Genomic DNA, 26891 nt, shown 5'->3' with positions numbered 1-26891 from the left:
ACATTTCGCAAGTGTCATTCTGATGGAGCTTTTTAGCGATTGAAGAATACTGTGCATATGTTAGCATTTATATACTTAACCTAAATCCTTTCATTCCTCCAAATCACAGGGTAAATCACAAATTTATTTTCTGAAATAACTTCTATCAAATAGGTTTGAAAAACTCCATTTTTAGAACCTGAATATGGCTTATATTTTAATCCTTTGAATTTTTTATTTATCCAGTTATTTTTTTTCTCCTCTATTTCCTCTAAATCAGAAAAACGATAATCTTTTAAGTGTTTTATGCAAAGGGTGTCTGCCTTTCTTGAGTAAGGAGCAAACAAAGTCATATCGCCTTTTTTCGTTTCAACATTAAAATAAATACCCAGTTTTTGATTATATTTTCTTTCAAATTTAGCGTTCCAATCAGCATCTTTTATTTCTTCATATAAAACATAAATTGTATCCTTTGGATAAATTGATTTTTGCCCAAAAGAAATAATAGGAATAAAAATCAATGAGAATGTTAATAATTTAATTGCATCCATTTGGAAAAATATTTTGAATGTTTTGTATCGTATTATTTATGGTTTGTTTCTCAATTGGAGTCAAATTTTGCCAAGCCACAATGTTAGCGCTGTTCAGCCCAATCCAAGAAAGGGCTTCTTTTTGTGCAGCGGTAAAGTTTGGATCGTAATCGGTTAAGGTTTGTTTTACCACATCCCGATAATGTTGAGCCATTTGTTGGTGTTGAGCATTATTTGGGGCATTCTCGTCCCAATCATAACGAGTATAATAGTCGAAGATACCAAAATACTTGTTTTCGAGAGATTCTACGAATTGTTGAAATTGAATTGGAGTCCAATCATTTGCCCAATCTAGAGTGGTTTGATTATTTTCAGCAGCTCTCACGGCATCCAACATTTTTCTACACATTTCTGCGTGCAAAACCTCGTGTATTAGGGAAACCGCTTTAAACACATCTGGCTTGTTTAAGATATTCCCACTGGTAGATGGATCTGTATTAAAATCTATGTTTATCATATTAGAATTTAATGGTGGGTTGGTAATTGCCATTGCATTATTATATTTTTGGTCTCTATTTGAAGCAAAGTTAGGATCAGCCCCAAACTTCAAATTCGCAACAGACATATCAGAATCAAAGTTCTGCAAATAATTATCGAAAATTGGTGCTTTCCCCATAGCTTCGTACACATTCATTAGGCATTGGTTGTCTTTAAAGCTATCGTCTACGATTACTTTCTCCTCATAATCCACTTCTCCACCATTCCTTTCGGCTTCCATGCCTTCAATCGAAAATAATTTAGATTCATCAGAGTTATCATTTTCATAGATTATAAAATCTAATACATCTGAAAGCAAAGCTTGTCTATACTGGCTAGACATCCAAAGACGGGTTCCTGCTTCTAACGCGTTAGGCTCTAAAACAGTGTCTAGTGTACAAAGTGAAGTTGTGCATTCCTCATCTCCCGGTATTGGTTCTGTAGGCAAACAATCATAACATTCATCGTCCCCTCCGTCTCCACTTCCTCCACTTCCTCCACTTCCAGGATTGGGATCTGGATCTGGATTATTTGACCCACCTCCTCCAGGACCTGAAGTACACGTCCATCTTACATTGTAGCCAATTACCACGCTTCCTCCATGACAATTAGGATAACCCGCAGGGTGATTAGCTCCAAAATTACAACGCCAAACGAGATCGAAACTAAATGTACATTGTGCTGGTGCCGATCTAGACTAGGTTTCTCCTTCTATAACCACTATTTCGTCTTTTACATACCCATCTTTGTCTAAAGACTGAATAACCCCTTCAAAAGGTTGAGTTATGGAGTTAAGCATAGCCATTTGATAATCTTCTGATGGAAAATAACGAAAAAAATGAATCTCTGTTTCATTACCGCTATTTTTAACCAACAGATTTGTAAAATCGTTGATGCTATCTGTTTTTGTATATACACGTGCTGTGTAAGTTGTTATCCCATTTCTTTGGATCTCTACAATAGAGGATTCATCTATTCCTGTTACAAAATCTAAAGAATCTATAAGTTTTGAATCTCTATTTTTTAGAATTTTTTTTAAAATTTTGTCTTTGGAATTAATCTTTTCTTGAAATTCTAAAAAAGTGATTTCTTTTCTATTAAATTCAATCTTAGACCCTATTTCTTCTCTTTGAGAATTCAGTTTCTTCCTTTTCACAACTTGTTAAGATAAACAGAATTGTAATTATAAGTAATACTCTTTTTGGTAAAGTTTTCATTTGAATATGAGTTTATGTTAGTTAATTTTTCTTTGCTTCTCTTAAGAAAAACTAAGTAAACCCATAGATGACCTCTCCACGTTTATAAAAAGATTCAGCTTGCGCGCGCGCGTGAAATAGCCTTATAGTTTTATTGACACTACAATAGTAAAACTTTAAGGTTTAAAACATTTACGGTTTGACCGTATACTTGTTACGGGAAGACCGTAAATGTTGGAAAATCATGCCTTCAGTCTAACAAAACAGCGTTAAGTTTCAACTTAAAACTCAAGTCTTCACGCTCAACGGACGTTAGATGAAGTAAACTCAAAACCTTAAAACTGAATATCGAAAAACTGTTAAGGAAACGGTGGTAAAATCAAAATAAAGAAAACATTTTCTTTAGAAAGTATACCTTTGCAATTCAATGATAAGGCGATGAATAAAACGATAAAAGTTCTGGAATTAGGACTGCTAGATTATAAGGAAACTTGGGATTTTCAAGAAGAATTATTTCAAAAAGTCCTAGATACAAAAATAAAAAACAGGCGTGAAGAAAGCGACCTTCCTACAGACAACAGCTTTATTTTTGTAGAGCATCCGCATGTCTATACACTAGGGAAAAGCGGCGACTTGGCCAACTTACTTCTAGACGAAAAGCAGCTGGCAGAGAAAGGAGCGACTTTCTATAAAATAAACCGAGGTGGAGATATTACCTACCACGGTCCTGGACAAATTGTTGGCTATCCAATTTTGGACCTTGAAAATTTCTTTACCGATATCCACAAATATCTACGCCTCTTGGAGGAAATGGTTATTCTTACCTTGGCAGAATATGGCCTTAAGTCAGAACGAAGCAAAGGTGAAACTGGGGTTTGGCTAGATGTAGGAACTCCCTTTGCTAGAAAAATATGTGCTTTGGGCGTTCGCGCTTCGCGCTGGGTGACCATGCATGGCTTTGCCTTCAATGTGAATGCAGACCTAGACTATTTTGACAATATTGTGCCTTGCGGAATTAAAGACAAAGCAGTGACTTCATTAAACGTGGAACTCGGCCAAAAAGAGGTGCCTGTCGACGAGGTAAAAGCTAAGCTCAAAAAACACTTTGCCGAGCTATTTGAAGCTGAATTCTTAGAAGTTTAGAAGTTTTTGGTGTACAACAATAAGGCTTCATCATCTCCTTTTACCGTAAAATGGAGTTGGCTAGGCTTAGACATATCCAAATCGATTTGAGAACTTCCAAATACTGGAAAACCTGGAATGAGCTCCGCTTGTTCATCGAATAGATAGACTTTATTGGCTTGCTGATCTACAATACTAAAAAAGGTCCTAGTGGACTGTTCGTGAATTTGTGGTGGCAAATACAGACCGTAGTCCAAAGTTTTATTCACTCCATTAATGTTGAGTTTATTCTCTGAAAAAGTGACTACATACTTGGGATGTATTGCTGTAAAATGGTTTTTGGACAAACCGAGTTCTGTTTTCTGCACTATCCCGTTCTGGGCAATTTCAATAAGATTCCCATCTACACTGGTTCCCGTAAAACTAGATTTATGCAATCCCCATGCATTCGCAGAAGAAGATAGCTTTTGATTTGGTTTTACGCGTTCTGAGGCGGTTCTACTTAGGATTTTAAGTCCTAAGTCGTTCTCTACCAAAATATAATCTTTCCTGCCAATGCGGATATGTTGCGGAGTTCGCTGTATTGTTCCTTGCGCTTTATAATCAAATCCTTTAATAAGCTTGCCTTCTTTATTAAACATGAGAATATCCTCATCTTGAACCACCACAAATCTGTACTTACCATTATTATCGTAATCGAAAATAGCAAGACCTTCGGTCACTAAATCTTCAAAGTCCAAAGGAAAGGGGTTTACATTGGTTCCGTTTTTATCTAAAACATAAAGTTTATTTTGAGTGGTAAAAGCCATTTGTAATCGTGTATTCCTAAAAATATCGAAGGTAAGAATTTCGCCTACTACCCTACTGTCTAAGGATTTAGTCCATAGTGTTTTTCCGTTTTTATCGATAAGGTGAAGGGTGTTCTCGCTATCCTGAACCACAATATCCTTTTGGCGAGTTCTCCAATTGATAAAAAATTGTGGATCTGTAGCAATGTCAGTCTCCAACTTAATACGTCTTGCCTGGATGGCTTCTGTAGAAGTTGTTTCAGCTTTGGCTTTAGCGATTATCCCATTTACAAATGCAAAACTATCCTCTTGAGTCGCCTGCATAATAACAGATTTATAAGCTTTTGCATCCAGATCTTCTAGATTGGGTAGAAAGTCTGTAGTTGCCGATTTCTGCAATTTATCCATAATTCCATCAAGTTCACCAGCCCAGGTGATGTGTGCCGAAGAACTCATCACGCCAGCGGCATTCTGAAAGGAGGACGATTCGCTGAGCACAGACCTGTTATCGATATTCACCAAGAGGTTTTCTAAGGTCTCTTGATCCTTAGCAAAAAGGAAGTGACTATCATACACTGTAAACACCGCAAATTTATGATTGGACAGCAAAGGAGAGAAATCTGCAAAGACATTCTCTGGTTCAAAACTATAAATCGTCTGATTCCTAAAACTGCTTTCTTCTTCGCTAATGACTTTAAGAGAATCTAATGCTTGAGTGACATTATTACTGATCATATCGTACACCAAAGCTCCATTTTCTAGCTGAATAGCTCCTACTTCGTTTGTGTTCTCAAAAAGAGACTTAAAGGAGGATGTGGCTGAATAATTCTGACTCGCTCTATTCTTCTGAAGGGTTTCAAAGCTAGAAAAGCTAAGACTCATAAATCCTGTTGCATTGGTGGGCGTCACTTCGTGAAGTCTAAAGGAAGTCGGCGAAGTCCCTTTAAATAAATGTATTTTTTTGGAACTCTCCTGCGAGAGAATCACCCCGGACCATTTTAAATTCCCCCTAGAGACATCCAGATCAAGACTTAGCCATTTCCCCAAACCCTGTAAGGACTTTGGAGAAAGTTGATCAAATTCATTTTTGTAAAGGTAATGGGCCTCCTCCAGATTTATAAACAGGGATGAATTTCCTGTTGCTGCCTTATGGGCTTTATAGAAAATAGCATCGAATTTGAATTGATTATTATGGGCGCGAATCACATTTTCGATAATCAGTTTCGACTCGGAAGCGATTCTTACACGGTTGAGAAGAGTTGTATAAAATGTAAATCCCTCTAGATTAAATTCAGAAATAGATTTTCCAGCATATTCGATTTTCTTTTCTTTGGACAACTGGAGCGAATCTAAGCTCAAATATTTATCCTTTATGATTAAAGATGTGGCAAGTTCTCTTTCTCCAATTGGGGTTACCGCCAAAAAAGCTTCTGCATCTTGTTGAAAATATTTAACAAACCTGAAGTTTTCTTGCAGTTCTTTAAATAAGGGTAAAGATTTATTATTATCGTATAAGTCTGTCGATATAAAATCATCCAAGGTTTCTGAAAGCGATTCAGACTCCAATACCAAAATGGATTTTGACGGGATAAAATCGATCAACTCACCCTGAGTCGATTCTGCATTAAAATCACAGGAGATCACACATAACGAAAGACAAAACATCAAAAGTGAGAAACGCATAGACAGAAAAAATTTAATGACAAAATTAAGCTGAAAATTACAATTTTGGTTACTTTCTATAGGTTGGTTTTAAAATTTAAGTTCAGTCTGGTCTGGCAGTAATTTAAAACTCTTCCTGTGGTATTTGGTAATTCCATACTCTCGGATAGCCTTCCGATGCGCTTTTGTGGGATAGCCTTTGTTTTGAGCCCAACCATACATAGGAAATTCTTTGTCGATAGTCTTCATATAGGCATCTCGCGCCGTTTTGGCAAAAATGGAAGCTGCCGCTATGCTTAGGAATTTAGAATCTCCTTTTACAATACATTGGTGGGGAATATCTGCAAAAGCGTGGAATCTATTTCCATCGACCAAAATCAACTCAGGATCTGGTGTAAGTTGTTGTATAGAGGCATGCATGGCTTTTATGGAAGCATTTAAGATATTGATCTCATCTATCGTTTCCATCATAATGTGGGCTATTCCAAAACTTACACTACTCTCTTTCAAAATAACTTCTAAAAGCTCACGTTTACGAGAAGTCAACAGCTTAGAATCGGTTAGTAGTTCATTTTTAAAATCCTTAGGAAGAATAACCGCTGCTGCGGTGACTGGACCTGCCAAACAGCCACGACCCGCTTCGTCGGTACCACATTCTAGTTTTTCGGATTGAAAATAAGGTTGAAGCATAATTACATTGAAAAGTCAAAAATATGAAATTCCATATCGATTTCTAAAACACTTCTAAAGTTAAGTAAAAATGATACTTTTGCTCACGTTTTAAAATAGATCATGAAGTCGGTATACTTTTTAATTTTTATTCTATTCTGTTCTTCTTTTTCGTCGGCTCAAGGAAGAAAGCTCACAGGATCCGAGGTGCCTGATGAAGGTTTTGAAAGAGGTGAAAAAACAACTTCGGTTAAAGACGACCGTGATAAACCCTCTATCACCAAATACAAAATCATCAGCATAAGTAACGACACTACTTATGTGGATACCACATTGAGTATTCGTAAGGATTATGCCTATAATTATTTGCGTAAAGACGATTTCGAATTATTGCCTTTTGCTAATGTTGGCCTCCCTTATAACGAACTAGGGTATACCTTCAATAATCTCAATGCCCTACCTAGATTTGGAGCAAGAGCAAAACATTTCAATTATCTGGAAGTAGAGGATATTCCCTATTACGAAGTTCCTACCCCATTCACCGAATTATACTTTAGAACGGTCTATGAACAAGGACAAAACATAGATGCGACATTTGCAACCAATCTAAAACCAAACCTAAATGTTTCCATAGCCTATAAAGGTTTGCGATCTTTAGGAACCTACCAAAGATCTCTGGCCAGTACAGGAAATTTAAGACTAGGTCTCAACTATAGAACTACCGATAACCGGTATTTTGTAAGATCGCATTTTGCAACTCAGGATATCTTGAATCAACAAAGCGGTGGACTTACCGACAGAGCCAATCAACAATTTATCGATGAAATAGAAGAGGTTCAGAACAGAGCTACAGCGGAGATAAGACTCACCAATGCAGAGACCAAACTAGATGCTAAACGTTTTTATCTCAATCAATTTTACAACATACGACCGGGAAACGATTCCACCCAGAATGGACAAGTCCGCTTAAACCATATTTTAGATTTTACAGACAAAGAATACCAATTCACTCAAGGGACGGCCAATGCGATTTTTGGAGCAAGTTTTGAAAGCGCAAACTTAAACGATGAGGTGGAATATCAAAACGTTTCCAATACGATGATTTTATCGTATTACCAAAGGTATTTGGGCAGAATAGGTTTTATGGCGAGGCATCAAAATCTTAATTACGGGTATAGAACAATCCTAGTGAATGAAGACCAAACCATTCCTAACCGTTTAACAACGGATATTGTAAGCCTAGGGGGAACTTACCTAAAAACTTATAAAGCCTTCAAGCTAGAAGGCCAAGCCGCCTATAATATTACCGGTGATTACGATGGGTATGAAGTTCATGGGAAAGCGAGTATGACGCTCTCCGATTCTTTACAGTTTGCTGCAAAATTAGATATAAGTTCCTCTGCGCCTAACTTCAACTGGATCCTAAACCAAAGCGATTACGAAAATTACAACTGGTACAATCCCAATTTTGATAATGTGAATACGCAACGTTTAGAAGTGGAAGCTGAGTCTAAAATATATGGCCAAATTAGTGCCTCGCTTACTCAAATCGACAATCATGCTTACTTCGGGTTTGAAAGAACTGCTGAAGGAGCAGTGGCAGATAGTTTGGTAAGACCCTTACAAACTGATCAACAGATCCGCTATTTTAAAATAAAAGCTGAAAAGGATTTCAAATACGGTAATCTAAATCTAGCCAATACCATCATGTATCAAAATGTTTTAGATGGAGAGTCTGTATTTCCTGTCCCTGAAATAGTAACCAGAAACTCATTGTTCTATGACAACTACCTCTTCGACAGAGCGCTTTACTTGCAAACGGGTTTAACCTTCAATTACTTTTCTAGCTTTATGAGCAAGGCTTACGATCCTATACTTTCAGAATTTGCGATTCAGGATTTTCAAGAACTAGAAGGATTCTACACGGCAGACTATTTTATAAATGCTAAAATAAGAGAAGCCAGAATTTACTTAAAATTAGAAAACTTTACTACCCTATTTCAAGGGAATAGCAATTTTTCTGCTCCTCGCTATCCTTATCGGGATTTTGCCATCAGGTTTGGACTGGTATGGAATTTCTTTTTATAGGCTAAGCTTCGCCTTGATGTCCTCTTTCTCTGATTTGGACAACACTCTAAATTCATGTTTCGTCATGAGCGCTGTTAACTCCTTATTTTTATGATGATAGGTATAACAGTGTTTACAATGTAAAATATGAATTTGTACTCTCAGTTTTTCCCAAAAAGCAGCTTCAGCATATTGCTGTTTATCACTAAATTCTGAAACTTTAAGACAAGAGGCGGGTACTTTTATGTTCTGACGTATCTTCCATTATGATGTTTTAAACCAGGAATTATCGAGGCACGAAGTAAGTGCTATCCTTACTCTGTGGATAATTACCCATGAATTAAAAAAAGTAATCCCCATACTTTTCTACCCAAAGCTCGGGCTGTAAATCCAACTTGCTTATTTACTTTTTATTTAAACTCAAATGTATCAAAAAATAAGTCGGATATCTTTATCAAAATTTAGCTTATTTGACGATTTTCGCAAAAAAACGATTTTAAAAACTATGAGTAGGTCTAAACTTTTAATTATTGGATTTGTATGGCCTGAGCCAAATTCTTCGGCCGCTGGAGGGAGAATGATGCAACTCATCGAATTGTTTTTGAAACGAAAGTTTGATATCGTTTACGCCTCTCCAGCTAATTTTTCAGAACATGCCGAGGATTTAGAAGCGCTGGGAATACGCCAAGAACAAATAGAGGTCAATACCTCAGTATTTGATGAGTTTCTCAATGAAGAGCAGCCTACTCACGTGCTTTTTGATCGGTTTATGATGGAAGAGCAATTTGGTTGGAGAGTCGCCGAACACTGCCCCGAAGCGATTCGGATTTTAGATACTGAGGATCTTCATTTTTTAAGAAAAGGCAGACAGCAAGCCTACAAAGAAAAGAAAGCCTTCAAAAAAGAGTTTCTATATTCTGATACGGCTAAGCGGGAAATCGCTTCGATTTTAAGATCGGACATGAGCTTGATCATCTCTAAAGCAGAAATTGAGCTGTTGGTCGATGAATTTAAGGTGAGTCGACGTTTACTTCTTTATGTGCCATTCTTACTCAAGCCCATCAAAGATGAGCATATCCGTGAGTTACCGACCTTTGAAGATCGCCAGAACTTCATTAGTATAGGTAATTTCTTACATGCCCCCAATTGGGACAAAACCCTCTTTTTAAAGGAAGAGATCTGGCCACTTATTAAAATTGCTATCCCAGAAGCAGAGCTGCATGTGTATGGTGCCTACACCTCTCAAAAGGTGGAGCAACTTCATAACCCAAAACAAGGATTCTTAATAAAAGGCAGAGCTCCAAACGCTATTGAATGTATTAAAAATGCTAGAGTTCTTTTGGGTCCTGTCCGATTTGGCGCTGGCCTTAAAGGCAAATTTATAGACAGTATGAAAGCCGGGACTCCCTCTATTACCACCACTATTGGTGCAGAAGGACTTTGTGGAGATTTACCTTGGTGTGGAGAAATTGCCAACTCGGCTGAAGAAATAGCAAGGCAAGCCATAAACTTATACACTATGCCTAAGCGTTGGAAGATAGCGCAGCGCAATGGCTTCCAGATTATCAATAAACGCTTTCAGTACAAAGTGCACTCTGCCAATTTCTTTAAACGCTTAACTAAACTCAACACCAATTTGGAGGGACATCGACAACAAAATTTTATAGGTCAAATCTTGATGCACCACACCACCCAAAGTACAAAATACATGTCGCTATGGATAGAATCCAAAAACAAAACCTCTTCAAAAGAAAGCATTTGATTACATTTACTATATGAATCGGTGGTTAACCCTTTTTCTTATACTTAGCCTTTTATCTTGTAAAGATTTCAATTTCAAAAAGCAATCGGCAGATGAAATCTTGGAACAGGAACTCAATTCTATTAATTGGAAAGAAGTTGATTTTTACCCGACCTTCCAAACCTGTGGAGTAGTCACTTCAAAAGCAGAGAGTAAAACTTGCTTTGAAGATGAAATCAAAAACAGTATCAGTTTACGCTTAAGTCAAGAGGAAATCTCAACCTCCAACAAGGAACAAGACACGATTCTGGTAGATTTATTTATCAATGTCGAAGGGAAAACCTCTATACAACAGGTCGTTATTCCCGATCAAGTCAAATTAAAAAACCCGCAGATCAATTCATGGCTAGAAGAAGCTATTTTTCAACTTCCCGAAGCCTATCCCGCACAAAAGAGGAGTGTTCCCATTGTTCTACGTACTCAAATTCCTATTATTTTACAATAATTACTTCGAAAACCGACGGCCTTTCCATTCGAAACTTCCAGAGAGACTGGACAAGGAGAATAAAAGCGTTAAAAAAGGGTAGACAAGGCTCACCTTCAAAAAGTCTGTCCAGCAAAATATCAGGTTTTGCATCTTAGCCATTTTGGACAAATACCAACCATCGATAGCCAACTTCACCATAAATGCTGTAACCACAAATCCAAAAAAACGCGTATCCCAAAAGCCTAACACCAAAGCAACGACAAAAGTGAGCTGAACCAAAGTCACGAGAATCCCTACTCCTATCACATAATGACTATCTACAGAAGCTGTTTTTTTAGCCCAACGTTTACGCTGTTGCCATAAGCCTGAAAACGACTTTACGGGCTCTGTCCATACCACAGAAGAAGAACTGCTTAAAAATTCAATTTTAAAGCCGTTTTGTCTAAGGCTTTGTAGTGTAAACACATCATCACCACTAGCCACCTGCTCATAGCCTTTATACACCTCTGCTTGCAGATAGGCTTTCTTATCATAGCATAAATTAGCACCATTGCAGATCACCGGCTTCTTATAAGCAAAACTCGCCAAGCCAAAAGCCTGTAAACTCAACATATCATAGTGCTGATAGACCGATAAAAACGATCTATTTTGACTCACCACCACCCCTCCAGCAACCAACTTAGCATCTGTGGTTTGCAAGCATGCATCGAACTCTTTCAACCAATACTCAGGCACCTGAACATCTGCATCCGTGGTAAGAATATAATCAGTATGAGCTAGCTGAACAGCTTTATGAATAGCATTTTTTTTAGGTGTAAACTTCCCTTCTGAATTGGATAAAAGGTAAATTTTTATCTCCCGATGTTGAGCTTGAAAGCGCCTTACCTGTGTCCAAGATTCGTCCAAAGAATCGTCATCTACAATAAAAACTTCAAACAAACCTGAAGGATAAGATACCTCTGAAATGGACTCGAGCAATTTCAGAATAGAGCCTGCTTCGTTTCGCATAGGAACTACAATAGAAAACTGAGTCTTCGGTGATAGATAGGCCAAAAATGATTTCTTTTGAAGCCTAGATAAACCTATTCCCATCCCTCCTATAAACATAAAATAGAGACCTAAAATTCCATAAAATACAAGAATCCAAATCATACTTTGGAAGTTAGAAACCAAGCCGGCCTTGACCTTTTTAACAATAACACATTTCCGATAACAGCAGGAATTCCAAAATTGAAGATCCACATTAAGACGCTGGTCACCAGAATATAGTCGGGAGCTAGGTAAGCAGAGAGTAAGACCAAACTCACTCCAGCTTTTAGACTCGCATCCAAGATCAAAATCGTGGGAACCATGGAAGTAATGAGATAGATGGAAAAGATGATCGGCATGATTTCCAGATAATTCAACTCAGGTTGAAAGAGCAACAACAGCACAAAAAACTGATGACTAAAGCACCCATACCTCAACACCGACCATATCAACACCTGAGTATGGCTAGAATCTGATAACCTAGACAACGACTTAAGATAGGCTTGGAGTTGTCTTATCCACCGGCGCCTAGAATTCAGCCAAAAAAGGCCTAGAATTCCTAAAGCCATCGCTCCCAAAACCATCACCAAAGTGATTTGCAATTCTGGAGAGAATTCAGAAAACATTACACTTATCCCTAAAGCTCCAAAGAGAACAGTAGCTATCAACTGGTAAACCTGGCCTGTGAGGGTGAGCTTAAGAATCTGTTTCCGTAAAGAAGCTTTATAAAAACTAGCTTTCGCACCAAATTCACCAATTTTATTGGGGGTAATTATACTTACTGCATGGGCTTTTAAGCTTTCCGACAAGGCTTCAATCCCGCTAATCTGACTTATGGTATCGACTAAAATTTTCCACTTATAGCCTTCTAATAGCCAATTCAATAGAGAGAAAAACCCTCCTATCCCCAGTAATATAAAAAGCTGTGAAGAATTATAAATCAGTTGCCAATCTGAGTTTGGAACCTCTTGGATAAATTTATAAATCACGATAAAACTTAGACTTACTATCAAAAATTTGATAGCTAACGTCCAGAATTGCTTAGTTTTGTAAGGGAATTTCACATTACAAAATAACGAATAAATAAGCGATTGGCGACAGAAAGAATTATTTTAGGCATAGATCCAGGTACCACTATCATGGGATTTGGTGTCATAGAGATTGTCAATAACAAGATGAAGTTTATTCAACTCAATGAACTAATGCTCAAAAAATACGATGATCCTTACACTAAACTCAAACTGATTTTTGACCGAACCATCGATCTTATCGATACCTACCATCCCGATGAAATTGCTATTGAGGCGCCTTTTTTTGGTAAAAATGTCCAATCCATGTTGAAACTTGGGCGGGCGCAAGGAGTCGCTATGGCAGCAGGCTTATCTAGACAAGTCCCCATTACAGAATATCTGCCCAAGAAAATTAAAATGGCCATTACAGGAAACGGAAATGCCAGTAAAGAACAGGTCGCTAAAATGCTACAGCAAATGCTAAAAATCAAAGAGCTTCCCAAAAATTTGGACTCTACCGATGGACTTGCAGCAGCCGTATGTCATTTTTATAATAGCAGTAAGCCTGAGCTAGGAAAATCCTATACCGGTTGGGATGCCTTTATCAAGCAAAACGAAAAGCGGGTCAAAAAGTAAGGCTTAGTTTACTCCACAATATTCATTTTCTTAAGTAAAAACGAGGCATTCATGTTTTGGCATATTCCATTTTTAAGGGTATAGTCAAAATTGAGTTCGTCGTTGATGATTTCAGCATCAAAATAATAATTCTGAACCTGTGGTAATTCATCAGCAACCTCACAGAGGCTTAGATCATGAGTTGCAATAATCCCAATAGCATTGGCTTTGACTAAACGCTCCACAAATTTTCTGGAGCCAATGGCTTTATCTGTAGAGTTGGTGCCTTTTAAAATTTCATCTAAAACAATAAAATACTTATCGGTTTGGATTTTATCTACAATGTATTTGAGTCGAGTTAATTCAGCGAAGAAATAAGAGGCTTCGTCGGCGAGAGAATCGACCGTTCTCATGCTGGTGATCAATTTTGTAGGAACATACTCACAGTATTTTGCACAGACGGGCAAGCCTACATTGGACATAACGATTTGTGTAGAAACTGTTCTCAAGAAGGTACTCTTCCCAGCCATGTTGGCTCCCGTAATGATAAAAAACTGATTGTCTTTAATTTCAAAATCATTGCGTACCGCGTCTTTAGGGTCTATCAAAGGATGAACAGCACCTACAGTTTTGGTGAAGCTTCCTGAGTCCTTTATGCTAGGGAAAACATAATCTGGGTGGTTGAATTGGAAATTGGCCAAACTATTATAGGCATCGATCTCAGCGATCACTTCAAACCAACTTTCAACCTGAGAAGCATGTTGGGCGATCCAGTTTTCAATCTTAAGAGATTGCGTAAGATCACGAAGCATAAATCCATTTAAAACAATACCGAGTAAAATATTATTCCTTTGGTCAAGGCCATCGATATGTTTTGAAAGTACTTTCAAAATCTGACTCGCTTTAGCTGAATCTGAATGGATTTTTGACTGAAAGGATTGAAGTAAACTCGAATTAAATTCAGCATCTTCGATAAATTTTAATAGTTTGAAATACTGCTGAAAGGTGCTCTGCGCCTGGCTCACATGACTAGACAATTCATTGATGCGTTTCAAGAAAAAACCTGTAATTCCTAAACCAATCAAGAACCAAAGCAAAAGTTGAGCACCGCTGAGGACATTGAAAAAATAACCAATAATAACAGCTAAAGATAGCACTGAAAAGACCTTTGGTAACCAAGTCATCACCTTAGGAACAAAACGCTGGTAAGCGGTAATCCATTTTACAATGCTGTCTGCCTTGGTTTCCGTATCCACCAAAATCGCATCGGCAGTAAAGTGTTGTCTCAACTCCACTTTTTCGGCTAACTCTTTAATAGAGTCTTGTTTGAGCTCGATGTCGTTTATAGAATTTGAGGTCAATTTGGAAGCCAAATTTTCCTCTCCCTCTTTTAATGCTGTTCTATTGAGGTATTGAAAAAAGGAATGTTTCCCGAAAATATCGATATCCTGACTAAAGGCATGCTCTGGATTTTTATAGACTTCTCCTGTGGGTAAGTCAGAAAACTCACGGTCTAAAACCCGAAGTTCGGTTTGGTTGAGTTGAAGCAAAGCTTTCAACTTTGCTTTTTTATACTGGATTTTAGAGTGTCTTGTGACTAAAATCAAAAACAGTACAATTCCAAGTATCACAGAGCCAATGACGACTCTTGTGGAGGACCAAAAAAAGTACATCGCAAAGGCTATCGCTAGAAATACGGCTAAGCGCAGCATGCTGGACCACAGCAATTGAGTTTTTATTGCTTTTAAATCTGTGGTATATCGAGAAATAAATTCAGAATAAATAGATCCTGGTGTGGGCATAAGTATAAAATTGAATTGCAAAAATAGAGTTATTGAACTATCTGCTGCTATGAAATGATGATGTTTATCTTCCGGGCTTATGGATCAATCCTTCTCGTTTAGATTTTGGAAGTTTACTCACCACCAACTCATAACTATGATTGATTAGGTGTTTGATGAATTTTGGAGAAAGTTGTGAGCCACCTACGACCACAGTGTTCCAATGCTTTTTGTTCATGTGATACCCTGGAAAAACCTCATCGGGATATTTTCCTCTGTACTCGATTGCTTTGGCAGGATCGCATTTTAAGTTGATGCTATAATCACCAGCTTCCCACTTCTTCAAAGAGGTGAGGGCAAACATTTTACCTTTTACTTTAAAGGCTAGTGTGTCCTTGTCGAAAGGAAAGTCTTCGGTAGCTTGTGGCTGGCTTAAACAATAGTCTCTGAGTTCTTCGATATTCATAAGCCATGATTTAAGGGTAGACACAACTTCACTATCTATTTAAGGTTGAGCATAAATAATTCTGACGCAATCCCGTCTGATAGGAATTTTCCTTCCCCCGTCACCTGAAGCAAGTCGTCTTTAAGCACTAGTAAACCACGCAGCCGAAAGTCTTGCAGGTGCTCTGTTAGGTAGGCTGCATAAACCAACCCAAATTCTTTTTCTACATATTTCATATCCACGCCCCATTTGGTCCGTAATCGTGTCATAACATATTCGTTATAACGATCTGTAGTGCTCAAGACTTCCTGTTCGTGAGGCAGTTCATCTGCTTCTATAGCCTTGATGTATTTTGGATTGTTATTGATATTCCAACTTCTGGTGTTATGGACAAAACTATGCGCCGAAGGTCCAATGCCAAGATAAAACTTGCCCGTCCAATAGGCCGTATTATTTTGAGAGAAATACCCAGGTTTCCCAAAGTTGGAGAATTCATAATTCTCAAAGCCATGTGCCATCATCGTTTCCACCAAAATATCAAAATGCAATTTGGCTAGATCGTCGTCTACTGGTGGTATAATTTCTTTATCAATAAACGTCTTGAGGGGTGTGTTGGGCTCCACCGTTAAGGCATAACTAGAAATATGGGGCACTTCGAGTTCTATAGTCTTCGCTAGATTGGCTTTCCAACGCTCCACATCCATATCGGGAATACCATAAATCAAGTCGATTGAGATATTATCAAAAAACCGTTTAGCAAGCAAAATAGAAGATTCCGCTTCTTCAGCAGTGTGAGCTCTGTTCATCAATTTTAAATCCACTTCAAAAAAGGACTGCACTCCAATACTCAACCTGTTAACTTTGGTCTTGTACAGCATCTGTAGGTACTCCAGATCTAAGTCGTCTGGATTGGCTTCCAGCGTAATTTCTGGCTGCTCAACAACCTCATAATGCGCATAAATAGTTTCAAAAATAAGGTCTAAATCCTCTTGTGATAATAAGCTAGGCGTCCCTCCTCCAAAATAAATATTTTCTACTGCTGCTGGGAGTTCGGTTTTCCGCAAGATGAGTTCTTTGCAAATCGCCCTCACCAGCTTAGACTTGTGCTTTAAGGTGGTCGAAAAGTGAAAATCACAGTAATGACAAGCTTGTTTGCAAAAGGGAATATGAATATAAAGTGAACTCATTTCAATAGTTTTGACAAAAATACGGGATTAGTGGAGCTAATTCTTTAGTTTTAAGTTCAATTTTACAGAATTTCACGATGAGTATACTTTTAGTTAGCCTAGGGTTTATCTGTTGCCTTGTTGGCCTGGTAGGCAGTGTTCTTCCTGTAGTTCCCGGATTAATCATCAGCTGGTTGGGGATTTTATTATTATTCTGGGTTCCCGAAGTTGAAGTGAGTTCCAGTCTGCTTTGGATCACACTGGCAATCACGTTGGTCATTTTAATCCTAGACTATATCATTCCTATTCTAGGAACCAAAAAACTAGGAGGTAGTAAATTTGGGATGTATGGTGCAGGAGTTGGACTTGTGTTGGGCCTCCTTACTCCTATTCCTTTAGGAATTCTCATCGGTCCCTTTGTTGGGGCTTATCTAGGTGAAGTGGTTTTTGCCAAAAAGGCAAGTCAGCCCGCTTTAAAAGCTGCATTAGGATCTTTTCTAGGCTTTTTAACGTCTACGGTTTTGGAGCTAATGGCAAGTTTATCGTTTTTTGTGATTTTTATGTACAAACTCATTCAGTATAGAGCTGTTTTATTCTGAATTTGATCTAAGTTCGCTTAACGCCAAGAAGCCTGTTGCCTTATGCTTATTAGTATCATCATACCTACCCTTAACGAAGAAACACATATAGCAAAAACCCTAACGCATACTTTAAAATTAAAGGGAAATTTTGAAATCCTTGTGGTTGATGGGGGGAGCAATGATCAAACTTTAGAAATCGTAAAAGACTTTCCAGAGGTGAAGCGTTTATGCGCTCCAAAAGGTCGAGCCTTACAAATGAATTTAGGGGCTAGACACTCACAAGGAGACATCTTGGTATTTCTTCATGCGGATACCTTTCTCCCCAAGGAGGCCTACGCCTCTATCTGTGAACTTTGTAAAGCTAAGGATACGGTGGGTGGCAGTTTCAGACTAGTTGTGGACGACCCAAATCCTATTTTTAAAATCTACACTTGGTTCAGTCGATGGAACCTTGAGTTTTTCACTTATGGTGACCATGCCCTGTTTATTGAGAAACGTGTTTTTGATACCATCAATGGTTTTAAACCTATTCCCTTTATGGAAGATGTCGAGATTCAACATCGGCTAAGGCGTGAAGGCCGTTTTAAAAAGTCTAAGCTAGCCGTGGTCAATTCCGGCCGACGTTTTCAAAAGAATGGACTCATGTTTCAAATCACCGTTGACTTTCTTTTGGTGATGCTTTTCAAACTAGGTGTTTCACCAAAACGCTTAAAAAAATACTATCCGGATAACATCTCGTCCAAAAATTGAAATAAAATATAGGATATTTATTTTTCAAAGGCAGGCCTTAAACCCTCGTATAGAAAGGCTTATAACTGTATGCTTTTAGATTTTATTCACTAATTTTAACAAAATACTAAGTATCACATGACAACATGTTTTAGCAAAATGCCGTTATTTACGTCAACTTAAATAAAACTATGATGAAAAAAAGAACATTATTTTTGGCCGTGAGTCTATCTGCTATTCTTGCTAGCTGTGTATCCAAAAAGAAATATACAGAACTAGAGGGTAATTTGGATGAGACGAAATCTGAGCTCATGCAAACGCGTGTAGAAAAAGAAGATCTGGAAAATCAAATGGAGCAGATTGAAATGCGCGTGGAGCGTTACAATAACAAAATAGCCTCCTTAAGTACAGAGAAAGAAGGAATGATGGTGCAAGTGCCAAACGAAAGCTTAGTCCTATCTGAAAAGAACAAAGCTGCAATGCGAAAAACTTTAAAAGACGTTCCTGCTGCTAAACTCGCAGGTGCTAAGTCTTTAAAAGATTCGTTGAACATCGCTATTGCTCACAACATTTCTAAAAATATGGGAGAGTCTGTGGGTGACCTCAACGTTTCCATTGAAGAAACTATGGTGAAAATCAATATTGACGACAACCTACTTTTTGGTGACAGCAGCTTTAGAGTTGGGAGTGATGCAGACGAAATCCTATCCAGAATTGCAGAAGTTGTAAAGTCTGAGCCTTCCCTAGAAGTTTTGGTAGAAGGACACACCGACAGTAGAACTGTAAAAAAGGATAGTTATATTGTAGATAACTGGGATCTTAGTGCTAGAAGAAGTGCTGCAATTGTGAGACGACTTGAAGATAAATTTGGAGTCGCTTCCGAGCAGTTGATTGTCGCTGGGAGATCTAGTTATGATCCTTTAGTACCAAACAGTACTAAAGACAATATGGCAAAAAACAGAAGAACACAAATCGTGATTATGCCAAATCTAGATAAGTTTTTTGCTATGTTAGGTGATGACTAATATCGAATAAGCTATTCAAAATAATTTTTAAAAAGCCCTGATGAATTCAGGGCTTTTTTTATGCTGAAGGTTTTTTAAGGCTTATACTTTTAAAGAAGATAGTTTTACGTTAAGTCTAAATAAAAATCAGCAGGTTAAATAAACGTGAAAGACAGACCTATGCAGAACTGGCTAGGAACTTCCGCTTATCTTTATTATCGAATTATTTTTATAATGCCGTATAAATAAATTGAATTATACTAAGACGTAGCTCAGCACAGGTTTTTTAATAAAAAACAAGCGAAAAAAGCAGGTGCCGAATTCGTTTCAGTAAAACGATTTTTGGCGACATTATAAGCTTAAATTAGTATAATCATCAAAATCAATGCTCATGAATCTTAGTCATAAAAAAGTACTCATTACTGGCGGAAGCGCTGGTATAGGAAAAGCTCTCATCCACGAATTGATTTTGCACGGTGTAAAAGAATTTGCAGTGGTAGGAAGACGTCAGGACAAACTAGAAAAGCTTAAGGTAGATTTTCCGCAAGCTGAATTTATTCTTATCGCTGCCGATGTTTCTCAACTCGAAGATGTCGAGCGTATCATTAAGACCGTCAGCACCAGATGGGATCATATCGATTTGTTGATTAATAATGCTGGTGTAATAAGTACTGGAGCTTTACAAGACTTGTCTGATGCCGATATCGTTAACCAAATCAATATCAATTTAACCGGACTAATTTTACTCACGAAGAAAAGCTTGCCGCTTTTATTAAAAAGCAAAGAGGCAGGCTTGATGAATATATCCTCCGGACTTGGCTATATCGCCAAACCCTTTTATTCGGTGTATGCCGTTACCAAAGCTGGCGTAAGACATTTTTCTGAAGCCATGCGCCGAGAGCTTATTTTTGAAAACATTCATGTGATGACGGTTTACCCAACCGCCACGGATACCGATATGATGATCACGGCCAAGATGGAGAATATGGATAGTGCAGAGCTGGTCGCTCAAAAATCTATCGAAGGCCTTTTACAAAAGAAGATCGATGTGATCTTGGGAGGCGAGCAACGCTTAAAGGATGTGGAGACTAACTTGAATCACCCGCTGGAGTTCGATAAAAACGTAAAAGAGAAATATAAGGCTTATAAAACCCAAACCGAGCATCACCGAGCGATGTAAACGCAACACTCAAATTCATGGACACCGCACCCAAACTTCTCGTCTTTGACGTGAACGAAACCTTACTAGACCTCACGCCTTTAAAAGAACGCATCAACACCAAGCTAAACTCTACCCTTGCTTTTGATCTTTGGTTTCCTAAGTTATTGCAATATGCTATGGTGGAGACGCTTACCGGTACCTACCGAGATTTTGGAGACATTGGTGCAGCGACGCTGGAGATGACAGCCCAACAGCTGTCGGTTTCCCTCTCGGAGCAAGAAATCAAAGACACCCTTTCCATCATCATTCAACTCCAGCCTCACCCCGATGTGATGGAAGGTTTGGAGCAACTATCCGCACAAGGCTTTAGACTCGTAGCTTTAACCAATGGCGGACAAAGCACTTTGGAACAACAGATGCAGTTTTCCCGGTTGGAATCTTATTTTGATAGTCTTTATAGCGTAGAAGTAGTTAAGCGTTTTAAACCCCATCCTAAGACCTATGGCTATGTCTTATCCCAAGAGGAGGCAAAACCCAATGAAGCCATGCTAGTAGCAGCTCATGCTTGGGATATTATTGGTGCTCAACGTGTAGGTTTACAAACCGCCTTTGTCCAACGGCCAGGAAAGTTTTTATATCCTAAGTCGCCCGGGCTTAGTTTGGTAGTAAAGGATTTAAAGGAATTGGTGGAGAAGTTGGTATAAATTAATTTTTTATAGACTAAAACTGTTCTCAAGTTTAATTAATTTATTTCTCTGTATCAAATAAATTAAAGGTGAGATGGATGGAAGAATGAACATAGAAATCATCCAAAAGGACTTATTATTTATTCTATTCTTTGCCATATCACTAAAAACAATTATCCAAGTTGAGAAAAAAATAATTAGTCCAATTGTCAAAACTACTTGAGAAAATTCCCAATGCTGTACTTTGGCAAATGCCCCTAGAATAGTTAATAAAGAATTCCCAATCACTAAAACCCAAACTGTCTTAATGCTAATCTTAAAGTCTTGGTTTTCCATGGTTATTAAATATTTGGTGCTTGAATTATGCTTTTATAAATTATTTGATCGTTTATTCTCATTATTTGAATAGCAATTTATTGAAAATATTCTAAAAAAAGTATTTTTTAGATTTGTTATTTAATTTTTCTGTTTAAGATCGCAACACCTGCCAGCTATCAAACGTAAGCTGCCGGAGGCGATAATTTTCAGGTTATACCAATCCAACTTATGCTTAGTCATTGAATGTATTTATTCACTTGATTTTGGAACTCTTCTTTATTGTCGACATATAGAGCTAGAACTTTGTATTTTCTTTTAATGCCATAAAGCCCATAAAGGATGTTTTCCTCTTTTAGACGAATGACTAGGTTATGACTTTCTAATTCTCCCAAAATCGATAATCGTCGTGTCCCTTTAGTGGATACAATATCTTTAGATGAAAGTTCAACCGATTCAATATTATTGAATTCGATAGTGGTTTCGTTCATAATTCCATAACGAAGATAAAGCTTAGCGTTTTCTATCGATATTGGTCTTTTAGGCATTGATCTTAAAAGCCCTAATATTTGGATGGCAGAGTAAATGCTCAAAAAAGTCAAAATCCAAGCGACGGTATTATTCCATCTTTGTACTAAAATATGAATAACGAAAGTCTCAATAGCTACGATAAAAATGACTACAATCAATAAGGCGATTGTCCCACTGTCTTTATGGTAAGTAAATTCATTATTCTTTAATTCTCTTTTTCTCCAATTCAAAAATCCATAATAGAAAACTGCCATTTCAGTAACCACTGGCATAACTATTCCTCTGGGAAGAATCTCATAGCAGGTGCTTTTCAAAGTTGTGAAAAAGTCGAAAGATTCGTTTTTGTTTAGCCTAAAGCGCTTTATTCCCTTACGGACGTTGAAAATAACAAATGATAAAATCGATAATTCAACAACGGGGAGCACCCAAATCTTAAAAAGGCTAAGATAAGTTTGATGTTCAATTGGAAGTATGAACGAACAGATGATAACTCCAAAGATTAAAAAAGGAACTAGCGTTGTCTTTGGAATACTTGTTTTTCTGATGAGCAAAAAATAAACAAGAGGGACAGTTAGAAGTAAATCAAAAGTAATTCCAATCGATAAACTATTCGGGTTTGCAATAAAAATGGGAGATTTCGCAATGGCTACCATTATACCTACGATTAACAAGGGTATTCCGAATATAATCAAGTTCTTTTGAAGCTTTAAATCTATATTCATAGGTTGTATTATTTAGTTGGCCAGATTGTTATAGACACCTAAAAATAAACCTTTAATCCTAATTCTTAATGAATTACCTGCTATTTATAATCACCGATATTAAATTAAGTCCTTAGCTCAGCCTTTGTGTTATCAGTTTTAAAGTCAGAGGAGAGTAGCGAATAAATTTCACTATCCAGGTACTTTCCGTCGTAATAATAATTCTCTCTGAAATAGGCTTCTTTCTGAAATCCCATTTTTGTCAATATCGCCCGAGATTTATCATTTCCAGGATTGATATTGGCTTCTAAGTTATGGAGGTTTAACTTATCAAAGCCAAAATTAAAAATAGAAGTCATGGCTTCCTGCATATAGCCTTTCCCCCAGAATTCTGGTTTTGAAGTATATCCTATCTCCGTTCTAGAATTTTTATGATCCATTTTAAAAAATGAAAAATCCCCTATAAATGTATTGGTCGATTTCTCGATGATAGCCCAAAAGATTCCGGTATTTTCTTGATACATTTTCAGCTTCATAGAAATAAATCGCTCAGATTGTCCTACTGTCGATTGTCTTTCAGAGTCCATATATTTCATAACCCTTTCATCCGAACGAATAGATTGTATCTCTGGAGCATCGGTCAATTCTAACTTTCTTAATAAAAGTCTTTCACTTTCTAAGGTTGGAAAATGCTTAAAGTAAGTTTCATCAATCATGGATTTGTGGTCTATTGGATTGAAATATATCTTCTAAAACTAGTTATATCTCCCTGGAAATAAGCGTTTATCCGAAATAATACCAAATTAAGACTCTATTGTGGGGTTGCAATAACTGTCATAATTCCAAGAGAAGATTTTTTCTCCTTCCATTTTTTCGGCATAAAGAGTATCATCCCCCGCATAAACTCCCAAAACTCATCTTGCATATTTTTATCCCACTTGATTCCTTTTTGCTCCATCTCACTCATCCAATAAAGCATATAATGATTCATAGTTCCATAAGCCATTAGTTTAGTGACTTTCCAACCACTTTTCTGAAGTAATAACTCGATATTGTTCGGTGAGAATAATGAAATATGACGGGGGGTATGCCAACCTGCCCAGTTTTCGCCATATTTTTTTCTACTGGTGGAATCGAAATTGGGAATTTCAATGACGAGTGTTGTGGATGGCTTCGAAATGGATTTGAGATAAGATAGGTTTTCAAGCGGAGTGTAATCATGTTCTAAATAATGCCACATGGTAATGACATCGGGCTTCAAACTGCTGGTTAAGTCTTTAATTTCTGCTATTTGTAAGTCTACTCCATCGAAATGATCTGGTTGGTCTTTCCACCCTTCATCACTAAAGTCGATCCCCATGGTTTTACAGTTCAACTCTTTTTGACAAGCCTTTAAAAAACTAGGCTTGCCACAGCCAATATCTAAAATTAAAGACTCCGAAGATATAGCATGAGCTTTTTTTACTCGCTTTACCCGTTTTGCATCTAACTTTCGCTGACTGTTCTCGACCAATTGCTCATACCTCCCCCAAGCCTTTGCTCCTCTGTAAGGTAAGTAATGAGAGGTATAGTAGTTTTTAAGTTGATCTAAAGGCACTCTGGGGTTTAAAAACACCAGTTGACAGTCAGCACATTGGTCGAAATTGAACAATTCCTTATCCGAATGCATCTGAGCAGATGTTTCAATAAAAGAACCTATAGAGGTAGAGTTACAAATAGGACAACTAGTAAGTTGTTGCATAGGTTTAAAGATCTAGTCCTGAAATATGGCTTCAGATTATACAGTCCTTAAACGAAGGAATTACACTGTATTTCTATAAACCATAGTCAGTTTTTAAAAAAGCTCAAATATAAGTGTAATCTCATGTCAGTGTAAGCATTAATTACTTTTTTTATCACTCTTTTACCAGGCGTGGGATTTTCAAAAGTCACAGACAAAAGTGTTATGACAAAGAATGGGGATAATCTTAAATTTCCAGGTCGAGTTGGCGTCATTCCTTTAAAGCCTTTTGATCTATAGATGAGCCAATAGTAACCATACCAAGACCCAACCACATGTTGCGATAGTAGTTTTAGGAACGATTTTTACCTGCTTTTCTAGTAACTTAACTAGGGTAAATTGCTTGGTTTTTAGTTGAGACCTTAGGTGTTTTCAGCGTCGGAAATTGATTTTAAGTCTTGGATAATTGTATTAATAGAATCAACGATAGAGTCAGGTAAAGACTTATCTTTTAAGCTTTCTACGATATTTTGAAACTAAAGATTGGCGGTATTGAGTTTGTTATCGGTTTGAATATCAGGTCTTTTATTTAAATATTTAAGTGTAGACCTGTATTCTTTTAAACATACCCCTACTTGACTTCATTGTTCAATTCCAGATGGTTTTCAAAAGCTTTTATATTTTCAAGAGTTGTTGTCGTGATTTGTTCCATAGCTTCTTTTGTAAAATAGGCTTGGTGTGAAGTAATCAAAACATTTGGGAAGCCATTCAATCTTAAGATGAGATCATCTTGGATAATACTTTCCGACAAGTCTTCAAAGAATAAGTTTTCTTCTTGTTCATAAACATCAATCCCTAAATACCCGATTTTCTCATTAGAAAGTCCCTCAATAACATCCACAGTATTGATGAGAGCTCCCCGACTTGTGTTGATAATCATGACTCCAGTTTTCATCAAGGCAATTGATTCTTTATTGACCATATGTCGAGTGTGGGTGTTAAGTGGGCAATGCAGAGATAAGACATCAGATTGTTTAAATACGTCGTCCAACGGCAAATACTCTACTCCAGAATCTTTCAATTCATCAGATTTTGAAATATCAAAGGCGATAACTTTACATCCAAAGCCTTTAATGACTTGACAAAAGGCTGCCCCGATTTGTCCGGTTCCTATAACTCCAATCGTTTTACCAGACAGATTGAAGCCGATAAGATTTTTTAAAGAAAAGTTACCTTCTCTTACTCTATTGTAAGCTTTGTGTGTTTTACGGTTGAGGGTCAAAATGAGTGCCATGGCGTGTTCCGCCACTGCCGGTGGTGAGTAGGCAGGCACCCGAACCACTTTGATATCATACTCTTTAGCTGCTTCCACATCTACATTATTAAAGCCAGCGCAGCGCAAAGCAATAAGTTTTACGCCGTTTTCAGATAGCCGTTTTATAGTTTCCCTGTCGACAGTGTCGTTAACGAAAATACAAACCGCTTCAAAACCGATGCTTAGGTTGGCAGTCTCTTTATTTAAGTAGGTTTCAAAAAATGAAAACTTAAAGTTATAGTCTTCAGCATATTTTTCAAAATAATCTTGATCATAGGTTTTTGTGCTAAATACTGCTATTTTCATTTCATTATCGTATTGCTGTCTCACTTTAAAAAAATTAGACAATCGAATTATCTATATGAGTAATATAAACCAATATCGATATTTTTCAATTGATGAACAGCATTAGGTTTGCAGCTTATGAATATCTTTAACAAACGTTTCTGATTCTCATCCATATCTCCGCTTAAGAAGCCTATCCTATTAAATTTGAACGCCCATTTATATTTCTATAAATTATGCATTTTTCTTACTTAAAAAAAGAATTAATACCTTCTTCCAGCTATCTATATCCAGGATTTTCGAAATTCCAACGGGTTCCGGCATCCCAGTCTTTCCGTGAGTTCCCATAAGAAGGGTATCCGCCTTTATCTTTAAGCATTTTGGCTAGGTGCAACAAGTTGTAAGTCATAAAGGTCGTATTCCTATTGGTAAAATTGGAATTTACCCCTTGTGGTTCGTCCAATGTTTTTCCATCCCATTCTGTATCTCCATAACTTGGGCCAGGCCCCACTTCACCTATCCATCCTGCATCTGCTTGTGGTGGTATGCTATAACCAAGGTGCTGTAAAGCGTAAAGCATGCCCATTGCACAATGTTTTACCCCATCTTCATTCCCAGTAATGATACACCCCCCTGCTTTACCGTAATACACATATTGACCTTTATCGTTTTGATAGCCACTCATAGCGTAGAGACGCTCTATAACTTTGGAGGCGATTGAAGATCGTTCTCCAAGCCAAATTGGAGTTCCCAAAATTAAAATATCGGCGCCTATGATTTTTTTATAAAGCTGAGGCCAATCGTCCTTATTTGCACCTTGCTCTTTCATATCTGGCTGCACACCAACTGGCAAGTCGAAATCTACAGGTCTCAAAACCTCAACCTCTACTCCTTCTTTTTTCATGATATTTACAGAGACATCCATCAGTAAACGGGTATGGCTTTTTTGAGGTGATGTTTTGAGTGTACAGTTTAGAAAAATGGCCTTTAAGCCCTTAAAGTTTTGATCCATCATCGTTTAGGTTTTAAGTTTATATT

The 26891-nt window shown here is 37.5% G+C and carries 26 protein-coding genes; 10 read left to right on the top strand and 16 right to left on the bottom strand.

All coding sequences use genetic code 11. The features are described 5' to 3' along the window. Positions 1 to 80 precede the first annotated feature (80 nt). From PGOND44_RS11410 to PGOND44_RS11400, 3 genes are all read right to left on the bottom strand, one after another. Positions 81 to 530: a hypothetical protein gene (locus tag PGOND44_RS11410; RefSeq protein ID WP_003442056.1), complete on the bottom strand. Its 450-nt coding sequence runs from the start codon at positions 528 to 530 to the stop codon at positions 81 to 83. After that, positions 517 to 1638: a hypothetical protein gene (locus tag PGOND44_RS11405; RefSeq protein WP_003442055.1), complete on the bottom strand. Its 1122-nt coding sequence runs from the start codon at positions 1636 to 1638 to the stop codon at positions 517 to 519. The genes PGOND44_RS11410 and PGOND44_RS11405 overlap by 14 nt, the downstream gene beginning before the upstream one ends. 105 nt (positions 1639 to 1743) lie before the next feature. Continuing rightward, positions 1744 to 2202 carry a hypothetical protein gene (locus PGOND44_RS11400; RefSeq protein ID WP_003442053.1) on the bottom strand — a complete coding sequence of 153 codons (459 nt, stop codon included), beginning with the start codon at positions 2200 to 2202 and terminating at the stop codon, positions 1744 to 1746. A gap of 478 nt (positions 2203 to 2680) precedes the next feature. On the opposite strand from PGOND44_RS11400, the gene lipB reads away from it, so the two are divergent. Beyond that, positions 2681 to 3385 carry a lipoyl(octanoyl) transferase LipB gene (lipB, locus tag PGOND44_RS11395; protein WP_003442051.1) on the top strand — a complete coding sequence of 235 codons (705 nt, stop codon included), beginning with the start codon at positions 2681 to 2683 and terminating at the stop codon, positions 3383 to 3385. Here lipB and PGOND44_RS11390 read toward each other — a convergent pair. Together PGOND44_RS11390 and PGOND44_RS11385 are read right to left on the bottom strand one after the other, a co-directional pair. After that, entirely contained in the window at positions 3382 to 5835 is a 2454-nt protein-coding gene (locus PGOND44_RS11390) for a hypothetical protein (RefSeq protein ID WP_040556091.1), read from the bottom strand. The genes lipB and PGOND44_RS11390 overlap by 4 nt on opposite strands. Positions 5836 to 5904: 69 nt before the next feature. Next, the gene (locus PGOND44_RS11385; protein WP_003442046.1) at positions 5905 to 6504 is read right to left on the bottom strand and encodes a ribonuclease HII; all 600 of its coding nucleotides are present in this window, start codon (positions 6502 to 6504) and stop codon (positions 5905 to 5907) included. Positions 6505 to 6606: 102 nt separating this feature from the next. On the opposite strand from PGOND44_RS11385, the gene PGOND44_RS11380 reads away from it, so the two are divergent. The 3 genes from PGOND44_RS11380 to PGOND44_RS11370 all read left to right on the top strand — a co-directional run bounded on the left by PGOND44_RS11380 (position 6607) and on the right by PGOND44_RS11370 (position 10796). Beyond that, the gene (locus PGOND44_RS11380) at positions 6607 to 8571 is read left to right on the top strand and encodes a putative porin (RefSeq protein WP_003442045.1); all 1965 of its coding nucleotides are present in this window, start codon (positions 6607 to 6609) and stop codon (positions 8569 to 8571) included. A gap of 484 nt (positions 8572 to 9055) precedes the next feature. Beyond that, positions 9056 to 10312 (top strand): glycosyltransferase, encoded by a 1257-nt coding sequence (locus tag PGOND44_RS11375; RefSeq protein ID WP_040556098.1) that lies wholly within the window; start codon positions 9056 to 9058, stop codon positions 10310 to 10312. A gap of 13 nt (positions 10313 to 10325) precedes the next feature. Continuing rightward, positions 10326 to 10796, top strand: coding sequence for a hypothetical protein (locus PGOND44_RS11370; protein ID WP_003442040.1), 471 nt, complete (start codon positions 10326 to 10328; stop codon positions 10794 to 10796). Here the strand turns inward: PGOND44_RS11370 and PGOND44_RS11365 are convergent, their stop codons facing one another. Continuing rightward, entirely contained in the window at positions 10797 to 11930 is a 1134-nt protein-coding gene (locus PGOND44_RS11365; protein ID WP_155943831.1) for a glycosyltransferase, read from the bottom strand. Further along, a complete protein-coding gene (locus PGOND44_RS15770) occupies positions 11927 to 12820 on the bottom strand; it encodes a lysylphosphatidylglycerol synthase domain-containing protein (RefSeq protein ID WP_003442038.1) in 894 nt (297 codons plus the stop codon). The genes PGOND44_RS11365 and PGOND44_RS15770 overlap by 4 nt, the downstream gene beginning before the upstream one ends. Before the next feature lie 78 nt (positions 12821 to 12898). On the opposite strand from PGOND44_RS15770, the gene ruvC reads away from it, so the two are divergent. Further along, positions 12899 to 13453: a crossover junction endodeoxyribonuclease RuvC gene (ruvC, locus tag PGOND44_RS11355; RefSeq protein ID WP_003442031.1), complete on the top strand. Its 555-nt coding sequence runs from the start codon at positions 12899 to 12901 to the stop codon at positions 13451 to 13453. 8 nt (positions 13454 to 13461) lie between these two features. Here the strand turns inward: ruvC and PGOND44_RS11350 are convergent, their stop codons facing one another. The 3 genes from PGOND44_RS11350 to hemW form a co-directional block, all read right to left on the bottom strand. Further along, the gene (locus PGOND44_RS11350; protein ID WP_003442028.1) at positions 13462 to 15234 is read right to left on the bottom strand and encodes a MutS-related protein; all 1773 of its coding nucleotides are present in this window, start codon (positions 15232 to 15234) and stop codon (positions 13462 to 13464) included. Between the two features lie 64 nt (positions 15235 to 15298). Further along, entirely contained in the window at positions 15299 to 15679 is a 381-nt protein-coding gene (locus PGOND44_RS11345; RefSeq protein ID WP_003442025.1) for an MmcQ/YjbR family DNA-binding protein, read from the bottom strand. 35 nt (positions 15680 to 15714) lie between these two features. Beyond that, on the bottom strand, positions 15715 to 16845 hold the full coding sequence (gene hemW, locus PGOND44_RS11340) for a radical SAM family heme chaperone HemW (protein ID WP_003442022.1): 1131 nt from the start codon (positions 16843 to 16845) through the stop codon (positions 15715 to 15717). A gap of 77 nt (positions 16846 to 16922) precedes the next feature. Here hemW and PGOND44_RS11335 point away from each other — a divergent pair, with 77 nt between their 5' ends. From PGOND44_RS11335 to PGOND44_RS11315, 5 genes are all read left to right on the top strand, one after another. After that, positions 16923 to 17423, top strand: coding sequence for a DUF456 domain-containing protein (locus PGOND44_RS11335; protein ID WP_003442019.1), 501 nt, complete (start codon positions 16923 to 16925; stop codon positions 17421 to 17423). A gap of 42 nt (positions 17424 to 17465) precedes the next feature. Continuing rightward, complete coding sequence (locus PGOND44_RS11330) at positions 17466 to 18155, top strand: TIGR04283 family arsenosugar biosynthesis glycosyltransferase (protein ID WP_003442016.1); 690 nt, start codon at positions 17466 to 17468, stop codon at positions 18153 to 18155. A gap of 170 nt (positions 18156 to 18325) precedes the next feature. Next, positions 18326 to 19159, top strand: coding sequence for an OmpA family protein (locus PGOND44_RS11325; protein ID WP_003442013.1), 834 nt, complete (start codon positions 18326 to 18328; stop codon positions 19157 to 19159). Between the two features lie 370 nt (positions 19160 to 19529). Then, on the top strand, positions 19530 to 20318 hold the full coding sequence (locus tag PGOND44_RS11320) for an SDR family NAD(P)-dependent oxidoreductase (RefSeq protein ID WP_003442010.1): 789 nt from the start codon (positions 19530 to 19532) through the stop codon (positions 20316 to 20318). A gap of 17 nt (positions 20319 to 20335) precedes the next feature. Further along, entirely contained in the window at positions 20336 to 21004 is a 669-nt protein-coding gene (locus tag PGOND44_RS11315) for a haloacid dehalogenase type II (protein WP_003442006.1), read from the top strand. 9 nt (positions 21005 to 21013) lie between these two features. Here PGOND44_RS11315 and PGOND44_RS16080 read toward each other — a convergent pair whose 3' ends face one another. The 6 genes from PGOND44_RS16080 to PGOND44_RS11285 form a co-directional block, all read right to left on the bottom strand. After that, a complete protein-coding gene (locus PGOND44_RS16080) occupies positions 21014 to 21322 on the bottom strand; it encodes a GldL-related protein (RefSeq protein WP_003442003.1) in 309 nt (102 codons plus the stop codon). Between the two features lie 218 nt (positions 21323 to 21540). After that, the gene (locus PGOND44_RS11305; RefSeq protein WP_003441998.1) at positions 21541 to 22554 is read right to left on the bottom strand and encodes a hypothetical protein; all 1014 of its coding nucleotides are present in this window, start codon (positions 22552 to 22554) and stop codon (positions 21541 to 21543) included. 104 nt (positions 22555 to 22658) lie between these two features. Beyond that, on the bottom strand, positions 22659 to 23249 hold the full coding sequence (locus PGOND44_RS11300; RefSeq protein ID WP_003441993.1) for a GNAT family N-acetyltransferase: 591 nt from the start codon (positions 23247 to 23249) through the stop codon (positions 22659 to 22661). Between the two features lie 95 nt (positions 23250 to 23344). Beyond that, complete coding sequence (locus tag PGOND44_RS11295) at positions 23345 to 24274, bottom strand: class I SAM-dependent methyltransferase (protein ID WP_003441979.1); 930 nt, start codon at positions 24272 to 24274, stop codon at positions 23345 to 23347. Positions 24275 to 24884: 610 nt separating this feature from the next. Further along, entirely contained in the window at positions 24885 to 25874 is a 990-nt protein-coding gene (locus tag PGOND44_RS11290; protein ID WP_003441973.1) for a 2-hydroxyacid dehydrogenase, read from the bottom strand. A 259-nt stretch (positions 25875 to 26133) separates the two neighbouring features. Beyond that, positions 26134 to 26868 (bottom strand): flavodoxin family protein, encoded by a 735-nt coding sequence (locus PGOND44_RS11285; protein ID WP_040556089.1) that lies wholly within the window; start codon positions 26866 to 26868, stop codon positions 26134 to 26136. Positions 26869 to 26891 lie beyond the last annotated feature (23 nt).

Source organism: Psychroflexus gondwanensis ACAM 44, assembly GCF_000355905.1.
Classification (GTDB): Bacteria; Bacteroidota; Bacteroidia; order Flavobacteriales; family Flavobacteriaceae; genus Psychroflexus; species Psychroflexus gondwanensis.
This window is presented reverse-complemented; position numbering and strand designations above follow the sequence as displayed.

Excerpts from the sequence above, each read along its gene's own strand:
- PGOND44_RS11410 (WP_003442056.1), bottom strand. The coding sequence starts at position 530 with ATGGATGCAATTAAATTATTAACATTCTCATTGATTTTTATTCCTATT.
- lipB (WP_003442051.1), top strand. The coding sequence starts at position 2,681 with ATGAATAAAACGATAAAAGTTCTGGAATTAGGACTGCTAGATTATAAG.
- PGOND44_RS11390 (WP_040556091.1), bottom strand. The coding sequence starts at position 5,835 with ATGCGTTTCTCACTTTTGATGTTTTGTCTTTCGTTATGTGTGATCTCC.
- PGOND44_RS11385 (WP_003442046.1), bottom strand. The coding sequence starts at position 6,504 with ATGCTTCAACCTTATTTTCAATCCGAAAAACTAGAATGTGGTACCGAC.
- PGOND44_RS11380 (WP_003442045.1), top strand. The coding sequence starts at position 6,607 with ATGAAGTCGGTATACTTTTTAATTTTTATTCTATTCTGTTCTTCTTTT.
- PGOND44_RS11375 (WP_040556098.1), top strand. The coding sequence starts at position 9,056 with ATGAGTAGGTCTAAACTTTTAATTATTGGATTTGTATGGCCTGAGCCA.
- PGOND44_RS11370 (WP_003442040.1), top strand. The coding sequence starts at position 10,326 with ATGAATCGGTGGTTAACCCTTTTTCTTATACTTAGCCTTTTATCTTGT.
- PGOND44_RS11365 (WP_155943831.1), bottom strand. The coding sequence starts at position 11,930 with ATGATTTGGATTCTTGTATTTTATGGAATTTTAGGTCTCTATTTTATG.
- PGOND44_RS11350 (WP_003442028.1), bottom strand. The coding sequence starts at position 15,234 with ATGCCCACACCAGGATCTATTTATTCTGAATTTATTTCTCGATATACC.
- PGOND44_RS11345 (WP_003442025.1), bottom strand. The coding sequence starts at position 15,679 with ATGAATATCGAAGAACTCAGAGACTATTGTTTAAGCCAGCCACAAGCT.
- hemW (WP_003442022.1), bottom strand. The coding sequence starts at position 16,845 with ATGAGTTCACTTTATATTCATATTCCCTTTTGCAAACAAGCTTGTCAT.
- PGOND44_RS11335 (WP_003442019.1), top strand. The coding sequence starts at position 16,923 with ATGAGTATACTTTTAGTTAGCCTAGGGTTTATCTGTTGCCTTGTTGGC.
- PGOND44_RS11330 (WP_003442016.1), top strand. The coding sequence starts at position 17,466 with ATGCTTATTAGTATCATCATACCTACCCTTAACGAAGAAACACATATA.
- PGOND44_RS11325 (WP_003442013.1), top strand. The coding sequence starts at position 18,326 with ATGATGAAAAAAAGAACATTATTTTTGGCCGTGAGTCTATCTGCTATT.
- PGOND44_RS11320 (WP_003442010.1), top strand. The coding sequence starts at position 19,530 with ATGAATCTTAGTCATAAAAAAGTACTCATTACTGGCGGAAGCGCTGGT.
- PGOND44_RS11315 (WP_003442006.1), top strand. The coding sequence starts at position 20,336 with ATGGACACCGCACCCAAACTTCTCGTCTTTGACGTGAACGAAACCTTA.
- PGOND44_RS16080 (WP_003442003.1), bottom strand. The coding sequence starts at position 21,322 with ATGGAAAACCAAGACTTTAAGATTAGCATTAAGACAGTTTGGGTTTTA.
- PGOND44_RS11305 (WP_003441998.1), bottom strand. The coding sequence starts at position 22,554 with ATGAATATAGATTTAAAGCTTCAAAAGAACTTGATTATATTCGGAATA.
- PGOND44_RS11300 (WP_003441993.1), bottom strand. The coding sequence starts at position 23,249 with ATGATTGATGAAACTTACTTTAAGCATTTTCCAACCTTAGAAAGTGAA.
- PGOND44_RS11295 (WP_003441979.1), bottom strand. The coding sequence starts at position 24,274 with ATGCAACAACTTACTAGTTGTCCTATTTGTAACTCTACCTCTATAGGT.
- PGOND44_RS11290 (WP_003441973.1), bottom strand. The coding sequence starts at position 25,874 with ATGAAAATAGCAGTATTTAGCACAAAAACCTATGATCAAGATTATTTT.
- PGOND44_RS11285 (WP_040556089.1), bottom strand. The coding sequence starts at position 26,868 with ATGATGGATCAAAACTTTAAGGGCTTAAAGGCCATTTTTCTAAACTGT.